Raw genomic sequence first — 15,865 nt, forward strand, 5'->3', positions numbered from 1 at the left:
CGGATCTCACCGGCGGGTCTCTCGTCTCTTCGTCGTTTACGCTGTCGGAGGCGCGTCGCCCACGATACCGCAGTCCTCAGACCGGGTTGTCGTCGTTGTAGGCGTCGATGACCTCGTCGATCGGTCCGTCGAGCACGAGTCGGTGCTCGCGGATGTACAGTCCGCGCGTGCAGAAGCGGCGCAGGTCCTTCTCGCTGTGGCTCACGAAGAACAGGGTGCGCCCATCGGCCAGCAGCTCGTCGATGCGCGCGTAGCACTTCGCGCGGAACGCCTTGTCGCCGACCGCCAGCACCTCGTCCACGAGCAGGATGGGCTCATCCAGCTGCGAGACGACGGCGAACGCCAGACGCACCTTCATGCCGTTCGAGAGGTGCTTGTAGGGGGTGTCCTGGAAGTCCTGGAGCTCGGCGAACGCGATGATCCCGTCATAGCGGCGCGCCACCTCTGCGCGGCTCATCCCGTGCAGGCCGGCCGTCAGGCGCACGTTCTCCCGCACCGTGAGATCTCCCACGAACCCGCCCGTGATCTCGATGAGCGGCGCGACCCCCGCGCGCACCTCGACGTCGCCCTCGTCGGCGAGGAGCACGCCGGCGACCAGCTTGAGGAGCGTCGACTTGCCCTGTCCGTTGCGCCCGACGACGCCGATCGCCTCGCCGGGCTGCACCGTGAACGACACGTCGCGCAGCGCCCAGAACTCGCCCTTGGGCATCCGCCGCGATGCGCTCGCGAAGAGCGATTTGATGCTGCGCCGCCCGCGCCGGTTGCGACGGAAGCGCACGCCGAGGCTGTCGACGACGATCGCGGGTGACGGGGCGCTCATCACAGCTCCTTCAGAAGCGGGCGCTCGAGGCGGCGGAAGACGACCATGCCGAGCCCGAGGAAGAGGACGCACATCACGGCGCTCACGACGACGGCGAGCGGGTCCCACTCGCCGGGGAAGAAGCCGGCGCGATAGATGGTGAGGATGCCGGCGAGGGGGTTGAACGCTCCGACCTCACGGAAGACGCCCGGCAGATCATCGATCGAGTAGATGATCGGCGTCGCGTAGAACAGCGCGCGCAGCACGAGGCGCGTGGTGCGTTCGAGGTCGGAGTACAGGACGCACAGGGGCGCGACGATCAGTCCGAGCCCGATGAGCAGGGCGCACTGCATCAGCATCGCGATCGGAAAGAGGACGACCTCCCAACTGAGCTGGGCCCCGCCGAAGACCGCGAAGAGGGCGAGCACGGGGAGCGAGCACACGAACTCGATGCCCTTGCTCAGCACGATGCGGTTCACCCAGATCGAGCGCGGGATGGCCGTGGAGCGTACGAGCTTCGCGTCCTTATTGAAGGCGCGCGTGAAATCGGTGACCGCCGCGTTGAACCACACCCATGGCAGCAGCGCCGAGATGAGGAAGACGATGTACGGCTCGGCTCCCGCCGACCGGTGGAACACCTGCGTGAAGACGAACCAGTAGATGAGGCTCATGACGAGCGGATCGAGGACAGACCACAGGTAGCCGAGCCAGCTCGTGGCGTAGCGGACCTTGAGGTCGCGTGCCGACAGCAGCCACAGGGAGTGCAGGTAGCGCCTCGGGGATCCGGGCGCTCCGGTGGTACTCGACGACACAGGCTCGATTCTATGTTGAGGCTGATGAAGGTCAGTCCGGCAGCGCGCCGCACTGGTCGATGCGGTAGAGCGTCGACTCGCCGTCCGTCGCCTCCTCCGTGAACAGGCCGGCCTCGACCGCCGCGTGCGGGCCGGGGAAGTGGTTCCCTGCGGGGTCGCCGCCTCCGAACTCGTGCGGGTTGTAGAGGACGTACCGCACGCGCAGCGCGTCGAGGGCCTCGCACACCGCGGGATCGTCCTCGATCCGAGCGAGATCCCACGCGAGGGTCAGGCGGGCCGCGTCCCACTGCCCGTTGACGTGCGGGAACACCGGTTCCCGGCGGCCGAAGAGCTGGGTGAGCGCCGACCCGTCCCACGGGTCCCCGAGCACGCGCTGCCCCGCGGGCACGATGCCCGCGACGCGGTCGTCCATGAAGTCGATCTGCTTCTGCGACACGATCTGCCACGTGGCGCGCTCGTCGGGCAGGGCGAAGACATCGGCCGATGCCGCCGTCGTCCCCGTGAGGGCGAGACCCGCGGCCGACGTGAGCGCGACGGCTCCCGCGAGCGGGACGGCGACGCGGGGCGCGCCCCGGGGGCGCACGAGCCGGGCGAGAGCCAGCACGCCGAGCGCGGCGAGCGGCACCGCGACGACGGGGAGCGCGGCGGCCAGACGGAAGCGGTCCTTGTACCATACGCCGGTCGCGAGCTTCGCGATCACGCCGTCCGACCCCGCGGCGAGCACGAAGAGGACTGCGGCGAGCGCGAACGCGACGACGAGCCAGCGGGTTCGGGGCCGCCGGACGGCGACGACCGCGCCGCCCAGGACGGCCGCCGCGAGGAACGGGGCGACGGTCGTCGTGGTCGCCCCCGACCCCGTCATCGCCTGCAGGGTGAGGACCTGGGCGATGCCGTCGCCGATGCCCTGCACCGCCTGCGCCTGAGGTCCGGACAGCCGGTCCTCGAGCGGCTCGTCGAAGAGGCCCAGCCGGGTGATCGCGTACCAGAGGGCGGCTCCCGCGAGCGCGAGAGAGAGGCCCGTGCCTGCGCCGAGCCATCCGACGGCCCGACGGCGTGCCGGACCGCCGCGTCGCCAGGCGCGCGCGAACCCGCGGCCGAGCACCCAGGCGGCGAACGGCAGCATCAGCAGCGCCCACGTGGCGAGCACGCGCGGGTGGGCGAACGCGAGCGCGACGACCGCGAGCCCCACGGCGGCGATCAGGAGCGCGACCGGCGCCGCGCGCTCGCCGCGCCGCGCCGTCGCGAGCCCGCGCACGGCGAGGACGACGACGGCGAGCGCCGCCGGCAGCAGCGCGTGCGCGAGCCCCGTCGGGTAGACGGTCCCCCACGCGAGCAGCGCGTACGGGAACGCTCCGAACGCCGCACCGAGCGGCAGCGCGACGAGGACCGTCGTCGCGGCAGGGCGTCCCGGCAGCACGACCTGCGCGAGCCAGGCGACGCCGGGGAGCCAGACGAGGGCCTGCACGGCGATCCACACCGCGTTCGCCGAGACCGCGACGCTCGCCCCGCTCAGCTGCGATGTCATGGCGACGAGCTCGTGCCAGGCGGCGGGGTAGTACGCGATCTCGCTCGCGCCGGTCTCGATGAGCGAGCGCAGGGTGAGCGGCGACGCCGAGAACCCGTCGAGGATGGCCGCGACCGCCGACAGGTGGAACACGTTGTCGTACGTCTGCGAGATGCGGTCGGGGTCGGGGACGCCGGCGAACGCGACGACCGCCACGACGAGGGCCGCCCCCGTCCAGACCAGCGCGAGCGGGACGGGCGGGATGCGCGCGCCGCTCACCGCGAGCGCAGGAAGACGTCGCCGCAGCAGCGCCGCGCCGATCCCGGCGGCGAGCGCCACCGCGAGCACCTGCGCGGCATGGAACGGCGCCCCGATGGCGCCGAACACCGTGCCGGCGACGCCGGCGCACACGATGCCGACGAGACCCGCGAGCGCTGCCCGGGCGACGGCTCCCGCGCGCAGCGGCGCGGTCGCGACGAGGCCCGGCCCGATGACGGCCGCGGCGGCCGCGAGGAGCGCGGGCACCGCAGCGAGCCAGCTCATCGTGCGCCCCTCGAGACGGCGACGGCGGTCAGCCGTTCAGCTGGTTCTGCCACATCGACAGCGCGGAGCCGATGGCCATGTGCATGTCGAGGTACTGGTACGTGCCGAGGCGTCCGCCGAAGTGCACGTCCTTCTCCCCCTTCGCGAGCTCGCGGTAGGCGAGCAGCCTGGCGCGGTCGTCGTCGGTGTTGACGGGGTAGTACGGCTCGTCCGCGCGCTCCGCGAAGCGCGAGAACTCGCGCATGATGACGGTCCTGTCGGTCGGGTAGACGTCCTTGCGCTCGGGGTGGAAGTGCTTGAACTCGTGGATGCGCGTGAAGGGGACGTCGGCGTCGGGGTAGTTCATGACGCTCGTGCCCTGGAAGTCGCCGACGTCGAGGACCTCCTCCTCGAAGTCGAGCGTGCGCCAGCTGAGCGCGCCCTCCGCGTCGTCGAAGTAGCGGTCGACGGGCCCCGTGTAGACGATCGGGACCTGCCCGACGAGCGCCTTCTTGTTGAGCGGCTGGCTCTCGTCGAAGAAGTCGACGTTCAGCCTGACGTCGATGTTGGGGTGATCGGCCATCCGCTCGAGCCAGGCCGTGTACCCGTCGGTGGGGAGGCCCTCGTAGGTGTCGTTGAAGTACCGGTTGTCGTACGTGTAGCGCACGGGCAGGCGGCTGATGATGTCACCCGAGAGCTTCTGCGGGTCGGTCTGCCACTGCTTCGCGGTGTAGTCGCGGAAGAAGGCCTCGAACAGCGGCCGTCCGACGAGCGCGATGCCCTTCTCCTCGAAGTTGCGGGCCGTCTTCACGTCGAACTCGCCCGCCTGCTCCTTGACGAGGGCGCGCGCCTCGTCGGGCGAGTACGCCGCCTGGAAGAACTGGTTGATCGTGCCGAGGTTGACGGGCATCGGATACACGACGCCGCTGTGGCTCGTGTAGACGCGGTGCACGTAGTTCGTGAACGTCGTGAAGCGGTTGACGTACTCCCACACCTTCTCGTTCGAGGTGTGGAAGAGGTGCGCGCCGTAGCGGTGCACCTCGATGCCCGTCTCCGGCTCCTTCTCGGAGTAGGCGTTGCCGCCGATGTGGTGACGGCGGTCGATGACCGTCACCCTGCGCCCGGCCTCCGCCGCACGCTCGGCGATGGTGAGTCCGAAGAAGCCGGAGCCGACGACGAGGAGATCCATCCGGATGACGCTCTTTCTCTGGGGGACGGGGCCGCCGACGAGTCTACGTGCACACCGCTCGCGTATCCTGATGCGGCACATGAGCGCTTCCGATCCCCCCTCCCCCGACGAGTCCGTCGCCGGCATGTCCGGCCCCGACGGGCCGCTCCTCCGACTCATCAGGGACCGTCGCGTCGCGTTCCTCGTCGTGGGCGCGATCAACACCGGCATCGGCTTCGCGTGGTTCGTGCTGTTCTCGTCCCTGTTCGGCGAGTGGTGGCCGGGCGCCGACTGGACGGTGTTCGCCGTCATCGTGTGCGCGCAGATCACGAGCACGCTGAGTGCCTTCGTGTTCTACCGCAAGCTCGTCTTCCGCGTGAAGGGCCACGTCTGGCTCGACTTCGCGCGCTTCCAGCTCGTGTACCTCGGCACGTTCGTGCTCAACCTCGTCGTCGTCCCCCCGCTCAAGATCTGGCTGGGATGGCACGAGATCGTCGCGCAGTTCCTCTTCACGTTCGTCATCGCGGTGGTGAGCTGGTTCGGCCACAGCCGGTTCTCGTTCCACCGCAGGAAGGAGGAGGCGCCGTGACGCGGCCTCCCCGCATCAGCGTCGTCGTACCCGCGTTCAACAACGCGCGCACGCTCGATGAGACGCTCCGCTCGGTCCTCGACCAGGATGTCGACGGGCTCGAGCTCGTCGTCGCCGACCACGCGTCCTCCGACGGCACATGGGAGGTCATGCAGCGGTTCTCCGGCGATCCCCGCGTGACGCTGCTGCGCACGGATGGCGGCGGCGGTGCCGCGCGGAACTGGAACCGCGTGACGGATGCGGCGACGGGGACGTTCCTCAAGCTCGTCCCGGGCGACGATGTCGTCCGGCCGGGCGCTCTCGCCCGTCAGGCCGACATCCTGGAGCGCTCCGGCGCCGTGCTCACGGCCTGCCGGCGCGACGTCGTGGACGCCGACGGCCGGGTCGTGATGGCCGGCTGGGGCCTCAAGGGGCTGTCGCGGCCCATGAGCGGCGCCGAGGCGCTGCGCCGCACGGTGCGGGCGGGGCGGAACCTCCTCGGCGAGCCGGCGGCCATCATGATGCGCCGCGACGCGCTCGTCGCGGCGGGCGGCTGGTTCGACCGCTTCTCGTATCTCATCGATCTGGCGAGCTACGCGAGGGTGCTCGTGGGCGGCGGGTTCAGCCCCGACCCCGACGTGGGCGCGACGTTCCGGATGAGCGGCAGCCAGTGGTCGGTCGCCCTCGTCGACGCGCAGACGGCGGAGGCCCGCGCGTTCCACGCGTGGCTGCGCGCGGAGCATCCGGACGTGCTGTCGGAGTCCGATCGCCGCGCGGGCGATCTGCGGGCGGGGCTCATGGCCCGCGCGCGGCGGCTCTCGTACCGCGTCCTGAAGAGGAGGATGGGATGACCGAGGGCCGCCGTCGCATCGCGTACGTCTTCCCCATCTACAACGAGGAGGGGAACATTCCCCTGCTCTACCAGCGGCTCGTCGCCGCGACCGCGCCGCTCGCCGACCGGTACGACCTGGAGTTCGTGTTCGTCGACGACGGCAGCCGCGACGGGTCGCTCGCCCTCCTCCGTGGTCTCCGCGCGCAGGACGACCGCGTGTCGGTGTACGCGTTGGCCCGCAACTACGGCCACCAGGTCGCCGTCACGGCGGGTCTCGACGTCGCCGATGCCGACGCCGTGATCGTCATGGACAGCGATCTGCAGGATCCTCCCGAGGTCAGCCTGGAGCTCGTCGCACGCTGGGAGGACGGGGTCGACGTCGCGTACGCGCAACGGCGCACGCGAGACGACGGCCTCTTCAAGCGCGCGACGGCGCACGGGTTCTACTGGCTGCTCAGCAGGCTCTCGAGCGTGGAGATCCCCCGCGACACGGGCGACTTCCGCCTCATGGACCGCCGTGTCGTCGAGGAGCTTCGCCGCCACCCCGAGCGCAACCGCTTCATCCGGGGGCTCGTCGCGTCGATCGGATTCCGCCAGGAGGCCGTGCTGTTCGACCGCGACGCGCGGCACGCCGGCGAGACCGGGTACCCGCTCCGCAAGATGCTCACGCTCGCAGGCGACGGCATCTTCGGGTTCTCCACGGCTCCGCTCAAGCTCATCAGCCGCGTCGGCGGCACGATGGCCGTGCTCGCGCTGCTGTGGACGATCTACCTCGTCGTCGCGCGGCTCGTGAACCCCGAGTCCGTCATCGAGGGATGGACGTACCTCGCGGCGGGCATGTTCCTCCTGGGCGGCATCCAGATGCTCATGCTCGGCGTGCTCGGCAGCTACCTCGGCCGCATCTACGTCGAGGTGCAGGGTCGCCCGCTCTACGCCTTCTCCGTCGCCGAGCGCGGTCCGCGCCATCCCCCCTCGCGAGACTAGCCCTCGTCGTCGAGACCCGTGCTCGCTGCGGGGGTCTCGACGACGAGGGCTAGTCTCGGCGGATGGCGCTGCGGGCGCGGACGATGGGCCCGACGGCGCGGGCCACGAGCCAGGCGGCGCCGATCAGCATCGCGAGGGTGAACGAGCCGACCAGGAGCGGGGCCGCGGGCGGGCGGAACGTCACGGTGACGGTCTCTCCGGCCGCGACGTCCGAGACGTCGACGGTCAGGAGCCACCCGCGCACGGGATCGGCGGCGGTCGCGCCGTCGATCACGTACCCGGGGTACGGGAGCCGGCTGAGGACGACGGCCCCGTCGGCGGAGGTCTGCTCCACGGTGAACGTGACGGCGGCGTCGTCCTGAGCCGTGACGTCGATCGCCACGCCGTCCGACGTCCAGACGACCCCTCCCGCGCTCGGGAGCGGGGCCTCGCGTTCGAAGAGCCACGTGTAGTCGCCCTCGCCGACGAGGTCCCATCCCTCCGGCGCCTCCGGTGCCACGGGATAGGTGTCCTTCATGGCGAGCACGGTCGACACGCTCATGAGATCGGAGACGCGCTCCCCCGTCGTCTCGTCGATCGACCAGAGCACGTCGAGCGCGCCGCGGCAGGTCGTGCCGCGCAGGTCGATGCACAGGTCGTCGACGAAGGTCTCGAACGGCAGCACGGTGTACAGGTTCGACACCTCGGTGGGGCTGTAGTACCAGAGGTTCGCGAGCAGCCGCTCGTCCCAGCTCTCCGGGTCCCGCCAGCCGTCCTCCACATCGCCGACGACGATCGCGTCGCCGTGCGCGTCGGGGAGCACCTGCTGCAGGGCCGCTGCACTGTCCGGCGCGCTGCGGCTCGGCAGCGGCGAGCGAGGGAAGAAGTACAGCTGACCCGCGACGAAGACCGCCGTCACGGCCATCGCGGCGAGCGCGGCCCACGTCGTACGGCGGCGCACGCGCGGGGTGCGCGCGATGACGTGCAGCAGCACGATCCCCGCCGCCGACACCGCAGCCGCCGCGAGGATCGCGGCCCAGGCGTAGGGCCCGTTCCCCCATGTCAGGAGCGAGGTGACGGCGAGGAGGACGACGGAGAGCCAGAGCGACCGCGGCGTCGCGCCGCCCGGGTAGCGGCGCGACATCGCGACGGCGAAGAGCACGAGGAGGCAGATCGCGAGGTACGGGATGAGCCGGAGCGGCCAGCGGATGGCCCCCATGTGGCTCGGCCCGAGGACGAGCGTCAGCACGATGCCGCCCAGGACGAGCAGAGGGAGGCACCGGCGGACGGCCGAGCGCGCCATGGGCAGGGCGAACGGCAGCGCGAGGAGCGCCCAGGAGATGTACACGAGCGGGCCGACGGTGATGTCGCCGTCCCACGCGCGGATCGTGGCCGACACCCAGGGGTTCGCCGCCGAGGCGAGGTCGGTGAGATCGGCGTTGAGGAACCCGAGGTTCTCGAACGATGCGTTCCCGCGCTCCGTGACGGATGCCGTGAGCACGGCGGGCAGGTAGACGACGATCGTCAGCAGCGCCCCCCACGCCGATGCCAGCAGCGTCCGCACGACGCGCGCGCCGTCACGGCGCACCGCGTGGCGCACGAGCGTCTCGACGAGCACGACGACGAGCATCATGACGCCGAACACGTACCCGACGGCGATGAGCAGGTAGCTGAGGACGAGGTAGGCGAGCGGCGAGCGGCGCCGCTCGACGGTGCGCCGCAGGGCCCACCACACCCACGGCAGCAGAGCGACGTTGATGAGGTCGGTCGACCACGATGCGGCGTCCATGTACACGACGAAGCCCGACAGGGGCACGAGCACGCCCGCGAGGGCCGCCCACGGGCGGTGCGCACCGAAGCTGCGGGCGAGCAGGTGCACTCCGATGGCGAGCACGGCGAGGAAGACGAGCTTCACGGCCGTGGCGTGCAGCACGGGGCTCTCGCTCAGGCGCGCCGTGAGCGCGATGACCCAGGTGAGCGGGTTGATGAGGCCCCACTGGCCCTCGGCCCAGTAGTTTCCCGCCTGCCAGGCCGACGGGTCGAGCAGCGGGATGCGGCCCTGCAGCAGCTGGTCGCCCAGCTGCCACCACTGCCCTGCCGAGCCGCGCTCGGTGTCGTCGGAGAAGTAGAACCGCGGATTGCGCACGAGCCGGGCTGCCGCGAACGCGAGCGTCAGCACGGCGGCGAGCGCCGGCCATCCGATGCGCGCGAGGGTCTCGGACCTCGTCCGCCGGCTCCTCGACACGCGCATCCGTCCTCCGTCCGCGGCGCCGCCGACCGCCGGCGCGCCAGAGTCGATCGTAATCGCGCCGCGGACGGACACCCGTGTCAGCGCGCCTCGAGCTCCTCGAGCGAGCGCCCGCGCGTCTCCGGCGTGAGGAACGCGGCGGCTGCCGCGACGAGGCAGATCCCGAACGTGACCGCACCGATCGTGAGCGGCACGCCGGCGCTCCCCGGAGGCGCGATCGCCGTGAAGACGCTCGGGAAGAACGCGGCCAGCATGAGCCCGATGTTCTGCGACACGGCGAAGCCCGTCACCCGCACGCGGGCCGGGAACTGCTCCTGGAAGAACGTCGCGAACGTCGCGTTCCACATCTGGAAGAGGACGCTCTGGACGAGGACGACGAACACGAAGACCAGCACGAGGCTGCGCTGCTCGATCGCCCACAGGTACGCGATCGTGAGGAGGCCGCCGCCGAGACCGCCGGCGATCATGAAGCCGCGGCGGCCGAAGCGGTCGGACAGCCCGCCGAAGACGGGGATCGTGAGCGCGGCCGTGATGTTGGCGACGAGCGTGACCCAGAGGAAGTCGCTCGTCGAGAAGCCGATCCCGTACCCCTCCTGCGTCGCGAAGGACACGCCGAAGACGAGCGTCGCCATCCCGATGACGTTGGTGAACGTCATGAGCACGCATCGGACGACGGTCCAGGGATGCGTGCGCAGCAGCTCGACCAGGGGGAAGCGGCGGCGCGCGGTCGTCGCGCTCTGCGTCTCGAAGACCGGCGTCTCGCGCACTCCGCGCCGGATGAGGTAGCCGGCGAGGATGACGAGCGCGCTGAGGAGGAACGGGATGCGCCATCCCCACTCGCGGAACGCCTCGTCGCTGAGGAGCGCGGCGAGCGGCAGCATGACGCCGGTGGCGAGGATCGAGCCGATCTGGGTGCCCTGCAGCGTGAAGCTCGTGAAGAAGCCCCTCCTCGCGTCGGGAGAGTGCTCGACGACCATCGCGCCGGCGCCGCCGAGCTCGCCCGCGACGGCGAAGCCCTGCACGAGGCGGAGCACGACGAGGAGGATCGGGGCGAGGATGCCGACCTGGTCGTAGGTGGGCAGCACGCCGACGAGCAGCGTGGAGAGGCCCATGAGCAGCATGGCGAGGATGAGCACGTTCTTGCGTCCGCGGCGGTCTCCCCACGCCCCGAGCACGACGGCGCCGATCGGCCTCGCGACGTAGCCGACGGCGTAGGTCGCGAGGGACGAGATGATGGCCGTCGTCGGGTCGCCCGTGGGGAAGAACACCACGGGGAAGACGAGCGCCGCCGCCTGCGAGTATAGCGCGAAGTCGTAGTACTCCAGGGCGCTGCCGATCCAGGCGCTCAGCGCCGCCCTGCGCGGCTCGCGCGCCGTCCCGGTCGTCGCGGGCTTCACTGCACTCACGGGTCACTCTCCTGTCCACGCTGACTCGACCACGGACGCGGTCGGGATGGGTAAGCGTTTTCCACGCTATCAAAACGTTTCAATATGGGCAAGCCGGGCACCCCACCCCGAGCACGGAGGGGACGGCACTCATATGCTCTGTGACACGATGTCTGTGTGAAGGGCATCATTCTTGCGGGTGGTTCGGGGACGCGTCTGCACCCGATCACGTTGGGCACGTCGAAGCAGCTCGTCCCGGTGTACGACAAGCCGATGGTCTACTACCCGCTGTCGACGCTGATGCTCGCGGGCATCCGCGACATCCTCGTGATCACGACACCGCACGATGCGGCCTCGTTCGAGCGGCTGCTCGGGGACGGGTCGCGGTTCGGGGTGTCGATCTCGTTCGCGGTGCAGCCCTCCCCCGACGGCCTGGCGCAGGCGTTCACGATCGGCGCCGACTTCATCGGAGACGACAAGGTCGCCCTCGTCCTCGGCGACAACCTCCTGTACGGGCCGGGGCTGGGCACGCAGCTCAAGCGGTACGCCGATGTCGACGGCGGCGCCGTGTTCGCGTACTGGGTCGCCGAGCCCTCGGCGTACGGCGTGGTCGAGTTCGACGGGTCGGGTCGTGCCGTGTCGCTGGAGGAGAAGCCGGCGCAGCCGAAGTCGAACTACGCGATCCCCGGGCTGTACTTCTACGACAACGACGTCGTCGAGATCGCGCGGAACCTCACGCCGTCGCCGCGGGGCGAGCTGGAGATCACGGACGTGAACGCGGCGTACCTCGAGCGGGGGAAGCTGCAGGTCGAGGTGCTGCCTCGCGGGACGGCGTGGCTCGACACGGGCACGTTCGACCAGATGACGGATGCGGCTGACTACGTCCGCACGATCGAGCGGCGCACGGGATTGAAGATCGGCGCGCCGGAGGAGATCGGGTGGCGACAGGGGTTCCTGTCGGACGAGGAGCTGCAGGCGCGGGCGGAGAAGCTGGTGAAGTCGGGGTACGGGTCGTACCTCCTCGAGGTGCTGGGACGAGGGAAGTAAGCACGTGGGAACTCTTCTGGTCACCGGCGGCGCCGGGTTCATCGGCTCGAACTTCGTGCACCATGTCGTGGCGCACACCGATCACCGTGTGATCGTGCTCGACAAGCTCACCTACGCCGGCAACCGCGCCTCGCTCGCGGGCCTGCCGGAGGACCGGGTCGAGCTCGTCGTGGGCGACATCGCGGATGCGGGCCTCGTCGACGAGCTGTTCGACCGGGTCGATGCGGTCGTGCACTACGCGGCCGAGTCGCACAACGACAACTCGCTGAACGACCCCCGCCCGTTCCTCGACACGAACATCATCGGCACGTACACGCTCCTCGAGGCTGCACGCAGGCACGGCCGTCGACTGCATCACATCTCGACCGACGAGGTGTACGGCGACCTCGAGCTGGATGATCCCGCGCGGTTCACGGAGGCGACCCCGTACAACCCGTCCTCCCCGTACTCCTCGACGAAGGCGGGATCCGACCTGCTCGTGCGGGCGTGGGTGCGGTCGTTCGGGGTCCAGGCGACGATCTCGAACTGCTCCAACAACTACGGCCCCTACCAGCACGTGGAGAAGTTCATCCCGCGGCAGATCACGAACGTGCTGCGCGGCGTGCGCCCGAAGCTGTACGGCGCGGGCGAGAACGTGCGGGACTGGATCCACGCCGACGACCACTCCTCCGCGGTCCTCACGATCCTCGAGCGCGGCGAGATCGGGCAGACGTACCTCATCGGCGCGGACGGCGAGAAGAACAACAAGGACGTCGTCGAGCTCATCCTCACCCTGATGGGGCAGGACGCCGACGCCTACGACCACGTCACGGACCGGCCGGGGCACGACCTTCGCTACGCGATCGACTCCACGAAGCTCCGCACCGAGCTCGGCTGGACGCCGCAGTACCGCGACTTCGAGGCAGGGCTCGCCGCGACGATCGACTGGTACCGGGAGAACGAGGCCTGGTGGGCGCCGTCGAAGGACGGCGTCGAGGCCTTCTACGCGTCGAAGGGGCAGTGACCGCGGTGACGACGTTCGGCATGACCCTCGCCGTCACCCCCACGCCCATCCCAGGCCTCGTCGTCGTCGACCTCCCCGTGTACGGGGATGCCCGTGGCTGGTTCAAGGAGAACTGGCAGCGCGAGAAGATGGTCGCCGCGGGGCTTTCGGACTTCGGCCCCGTGCAGAACAACATCTCCTTCAACGACAAGCCCGGCACCACCCGAGGCATCCACGCCGAGCCGTGGGACAAGTTCGTCTCCGTCGCGACCGGGCGCATCTTCGGCGCCTGGGTCGACCTGCGCGAGGGCGACACGTTCGGCACCGTCTACGCGACCGAGCTCGGCCCTTCGAAGGCGATCTTCGTCCCCCGCGGCGTCGGCAACAGCTACCAGACCCTCGAACCCCACACGGCGTACACCTATCTCGTCAACGACCACTGGTCGCCCGACGCGGAGTACTCCTTCCTCAACCTCGCCGACGAGACCGTCGCGATCGACTGGCCCATCCCGCTCGCCGAGGTGGAGATCAGCGAGAAGGACCGCACCCATCCCCGCCTCGCCGACGTCGTCCCCGTTCCCCCGCGCCGCACGCTCGTGCTCGGCGCGAACGGGCAGCTCGGCCGTGCCCTCCGCGACGCCCTCGGCGACCGACCCCACATCGAGTACGCCACCCGCGCCGACCTCGACCTCGCCTCCCCCGACCTCGACACCGCCCGCCGCTGGCGCGACTACGACACCATCGTCAACGCCGCCGCCCACACCGCCGTCGACCAGGCCGAGACACCCGAAGGCCGCGCACAGGCCTGGGCCGCGAACGTCGCCGGCGTCGCCGCGCTCGCCCGCATCGCCACGGCCCACGGCATCACCCTCGTCCACGTCTCGAGCGACTACGTCTTCGACGGCACCGCCGACACCCCCTACACCGAGGACGCCCCCTTCGCCCCCCTCGGCGTCTACGGGCAGACGAAGGCGGCAGGCGACGCCATCGTGCACACCGTCCCCCGCCACTACATCATCCGCACCAGCTGGGTCATCGGCGACGGCCGCAACTTCGTCACCACCATGGCGTCCCTCGCCGAACGCGGCATCGATCCCACCGTCGTCGACGACCAGACCGGACGCCTCACCTTCACGAGCGACATCGCCGCCGGCATCCGCCACCTCCTCGCCACCCGCGCACCCTTCGGCACCTACAACCTCACCGGCGCAGGAGAACCCCGCACCTGGGCCCAGATCGCCACCCGCGTCTACGAGCTCACCGGCCACGACCCCGCACGCGTCACACCCGTCACCACCGAGACCTACTACGCAGGATCCGCCGGCCCCATCGCCCCGCGACCGCGCAACAGCGTCCTCGACCTCACCAAGATCGAAGCCGCCGGCTACACCCCCGCCGACGCCGATACCCGCCTCCGCGACTACCTCGCGCGCTGACGGTCAGCGAACCAGCAGCCGGTCCCACTGATCGGTGATCACCCTGCGGGCCGATGCCGCCCGCGTCCTCGCCGCGTCGATCCTGCGGTGCACCGCGCGCAGCAGCCAGTGCGAGCGACGGCGCAGCACGACGGCACCGGCGACACGATCGCACAGCAGCGCGTCGCGGTTGCGGACGGGAGGCAGTTCGCCGTCCGCCCCGTCGACGGCGACCGCGAAACCCTCCAGCGAGACCGAGAGCGCGGGGGCGAGCATGCGCTCGAGCGGAAGGGACCGCAGCGGGTAGCGGGCCGTCCACCGCCAGCCGCCGTCGGGTGCCGGCACCCAGTCGACCGCAGCGGCGGCCACGTCGTCGGCCCCTGCCCCGGCATGCAGGATCGGCATCGCACGGTCCCCGCCGACGGCGCTGCGGCCCTCCACCTCCACCACGCGCCCGTTGCGCACGACGCGCCGCACGCGGCCGGCGACGAGCGCCCGTGCGGCCAGTGCCCTCGCAGCGAGGGCGGGGTGCGTCGAGGCTTCCGGCACGAGGACGAGCGCGTCGGGGGCGAGCACGCGGCGGGCCTCCTCGACGAGCGCGCGCCAGCCCCGCGCATCGTCGACCGGCACCCCCGCACGCAGCGCCGCCGCGACCGCGGGAACGAGGGCGACGCGCACGTGGGGCCAGAGCAGCTCCGCGTCCGCCATGGACGTGAGCGCCCACACCCAGTCGCGCACCTGCGCGGCGGGATCATCGGCACCCCCGCGCAACCAGCGCGCGAGGGGTCGGGCGGCGGCCGTCCTCCCGCGCGCCACCAGATCGATGACGAGCGCGCGAAGCGGGTCCGCGTGCGCCGGCCCCGCAGGGAGCACGTCGAGCAGCGCGCGCAGCGCGGCGCGGACGTCGTCGTCGTCGACGCCGTCCTCAGCGAAGTGCGCGACCCGCGCGAAGGCCTCGTGCTCGCGGACGAAGCCGCCATAGGCCAGCGCGAGCGCGGGCGCACGGCGATCCCCGACGAGCGTGGCGCATGCGCGCTCCGCGACCAGGTAGTCGACGAGCGCCAGCCGGCGCGCACGGCAGCGGTGCTGCCCGCCGACGACGTCGATGCGGTCGGCTGCGAGCAGCACGCGCGTCGTCCCCGGCAGATCATCCTCCTCGCGGGGAGGCCGCGGGGCGGCGCGCAGGAAGGAGGTGTCGAAGACGGCCAGCCCGCACCCTCTCCGGGCGATCAGGGTCGGGTCAGCGCGGACGCTGGTGCCGGAGCGCGTCTCGCCGCCGAAGAGCGCCACATCCGAACCCGTGCGTATCAGGCTCTCGACGAGAGCCTGATACGCACCAGCGGGCACGTCGTCGGAGTCGTGGAACGCGATGAACGCGCCGCGCGCCGCGTCGATCGCCGAGCTCCGGAGCGAGCGCTCCCCCGCGCGCACGAGCCGGACGCGCCCGTCGGCCGCGGCCGCGCGGGCGACGTGCTCGAGGGATGCCTCCGACGCCGCGTCCACCACGACGATGATCTCTGCCTCGTCGACGCGCTGCCGGAGCACGGTGTCGAGGTCGGGCGGCGTCCCGCGTACGAGGACCGCGATCGTCAGGCCCCGGCGTTCGCGCATCTCGGGATC

Annotated in this window: 13 protein-coding genes; 6 read left to right on the forward strand and 7 right to left on the reverse strand. The window is 71.1% G+C overall.

Annotated features, from left to right (window positions below; all coding sequences use genetic code 11):
* Positions 1–76 precede the first annotated feature (76 nt).
* Genes ACWGPF_RS06125 through glf form a run of 4 tightly spaced genes read right to left on the reverse strand, consistent with a single transcriptional unit; the run spans position 77 to position 4,826 of the window.
* Positions 77–820, reverse strand: a complete 744-nt coding sequence (locus tag ACWGPF_RS06125; protein ID WP_452331976.1) for an ABC transporter ATP-binding protein — start codon at positions 818–820, stop codon at positions 77–79.
* On the reverse strand, positions 820–1,611 hold the full coding sequence (locus ACWGPF_RS06130; RefSeq protein ID WP_452331977.1) for an ABC transporter permease: 792 nt from the start codon (positions 1,609–1,611) through the stop codon (positions 820–822). Before ACWGPF_RS06130 ends, ACWGPF_RS06125 begins: the two co-directional genes overlap by 1 nt.
* A 31-nt stretch (positions 1,612–1,642) precedes the next feature.
* Entirely contained in the window at positions 1,643–3,658 is a 2,016-nt protein-coding gene (locus ACWGPF_RS06135; RefSeq protein ID WP_452331978.1) for a DUF6541 family protein, read from the reverse strand.
* A 28-nt stretch (positions 3,659–3,686) separates the two neighbouring features.
* Complete coding sequence (glf, locus tag ACWGPF_RS06140; protein ID WP_452331979.1) at positions 3,687–4,826, reverse strand: UDP-galactopyranose mutase; 1,140 nt, start codon at positions 4,824–4,826, stop codon at positions 3,687–3,689.
* Positions 4,827–4,905: 79 nt separating this feature from the next.
* On the opposite strand from glf, the gene ACWGPF_RS06145 reads away from it, so the two are divergent.
* From ACWGPF_RS06145 to ACWGPF_RS06155, 3 genes are read left to right on the forward strand one after another with little or no spacing between them, the layout of a single operon-like run.
* Entirely contained in the window at positions 4,906–5,394 is a 489-nt protein-coding gene (locus ACWGPF_RS06145) for a GtrA family protein (protein WP_452331980.1), read from the forward strand.
* A complete protein-coding gene (locus tag ACWGPF_RS06150) occupies positions 5,391–6,224 on the forward strand; it encodes a glycosyltransferase family 2 protein (RefSeq protein ID WP_452331981.1) in 834 nt (277 codons plus the stop codon). The genes ACWGPF_RS06145 and ACWGPF_RS06150 overlap by 4 nt, the downstream gene beginning before the upstream one ends.
* Positions 6,221–7,189, forward strand: coding sequence for a glycosyltransferase family 2 protein (locus ACWGPF_RS06155; protein ID WP_452331982.1), 969 nt, complete (start codon positions 6,221–6,223; stop codon positions 7,187–7,189). Before ACWGPF_RS06150 ends, ACWGPF_RS06155 begins: the two co-directional genes overlap by 4 nt.
* A gap of 49 nt (positions 7,190–7,238) precedes the next feature.
* On the opposite strand, the gene ACWGPF_RS06160 is transcribed toward ACWGPF_RS06155, so the two are convergent.
* Both ACWGPF_RS06160 and ACWGPF_RS06165 read right to left on the reverse strand, forming a co-directional pair.
* A complete protein-coding gene (locus ACWGPF_RS06160) occupies positions 7,239–9,419 on the reverse strand; it encodes a hypothetical protein (RefSeq protein WP_452331983.1) in 2,181 nt (726 codons plus the stop codon).
* 77 nt (positions 9,420–9,496) lie between these two features.
* Positions 9,497–10,822, reverse strand: coding sequence for an MFS transporter (locus tag ACWGPF_RS06165; RefSeq protein WP_452331984.1), 1,326 nt, complete (start codon positions 10,820–10,822; stop codon positions 9,497–9,499).
* A 156-nt stretch (positions 10,823–10,978) separates the two neighbouring features.
* Here ACWGPF_RS06165 and rfbA point away from each other — a divergent pair, with 156 nt between their 5' ends.
* The 3 genes from rfbA to ACWGPF_RS06180 are packed head-to-tail and all read left to right on the forward strand — an operon-like array spanning position 10,979 to position 14,266.
* Positions 10,979–11,848, forward strand: coding sequence for a glucose-1-phosphate thymidylyltransferase RfbA (gene rfbA, locus ACWGPF_RS06170; RefSeq protein WP_452331985.1), 870 nt, complete (start codon positions 10,979–10,981; stop codon positions 11,846–11,848).
* Positions 11,849–11,852: 4 nt separating this feature from the next.
* Positions 11,853–12,851, forward strand: coding sequence for a dTDP-glucose 4,6-dehydratase (gene rfbB, locus ACWGPF_RS06175; RefSeq protein WP_452331986.1), 999 nt, complete (start codon positions 11,853–11,855; stop codon positions 12,849–12,851).
* A 20-nt stretch (positions 12,852–12,871) separates the two neighbouring features.
* A complete protein-coding gene (locus ACWGPF_RS06180; protein WP_452332011.1) occupies positions 12,872–14,266 on the forward strand; it encodes a sugar nucleotide-binding protein in 1,395 nt (464 codons plus the stop codon).
* 3 nt (positions 14,267–14,269) lie between these two features.
* Here the strand turns inward: ACWGPF_RS06180 and ACWGPF_RS06185 are convergent, their stop codons facing one another.
* Positions 14,270–15,856, reverse strand: coding sequence for a glycosyltransferase (locus ACWGPF_RS06185; protein ID WP_452331987.1), 1,587 nt, complete (start codon positions 15,854–15,856; stop codon positions 14,270–14,272).
* Positions 15,857–15,865: the final 9 nt, after the last annotated feature.

The sequence above is a fragment of the Microbacterium sp. NPDC055683 genome, assembly GCF_053617895.1.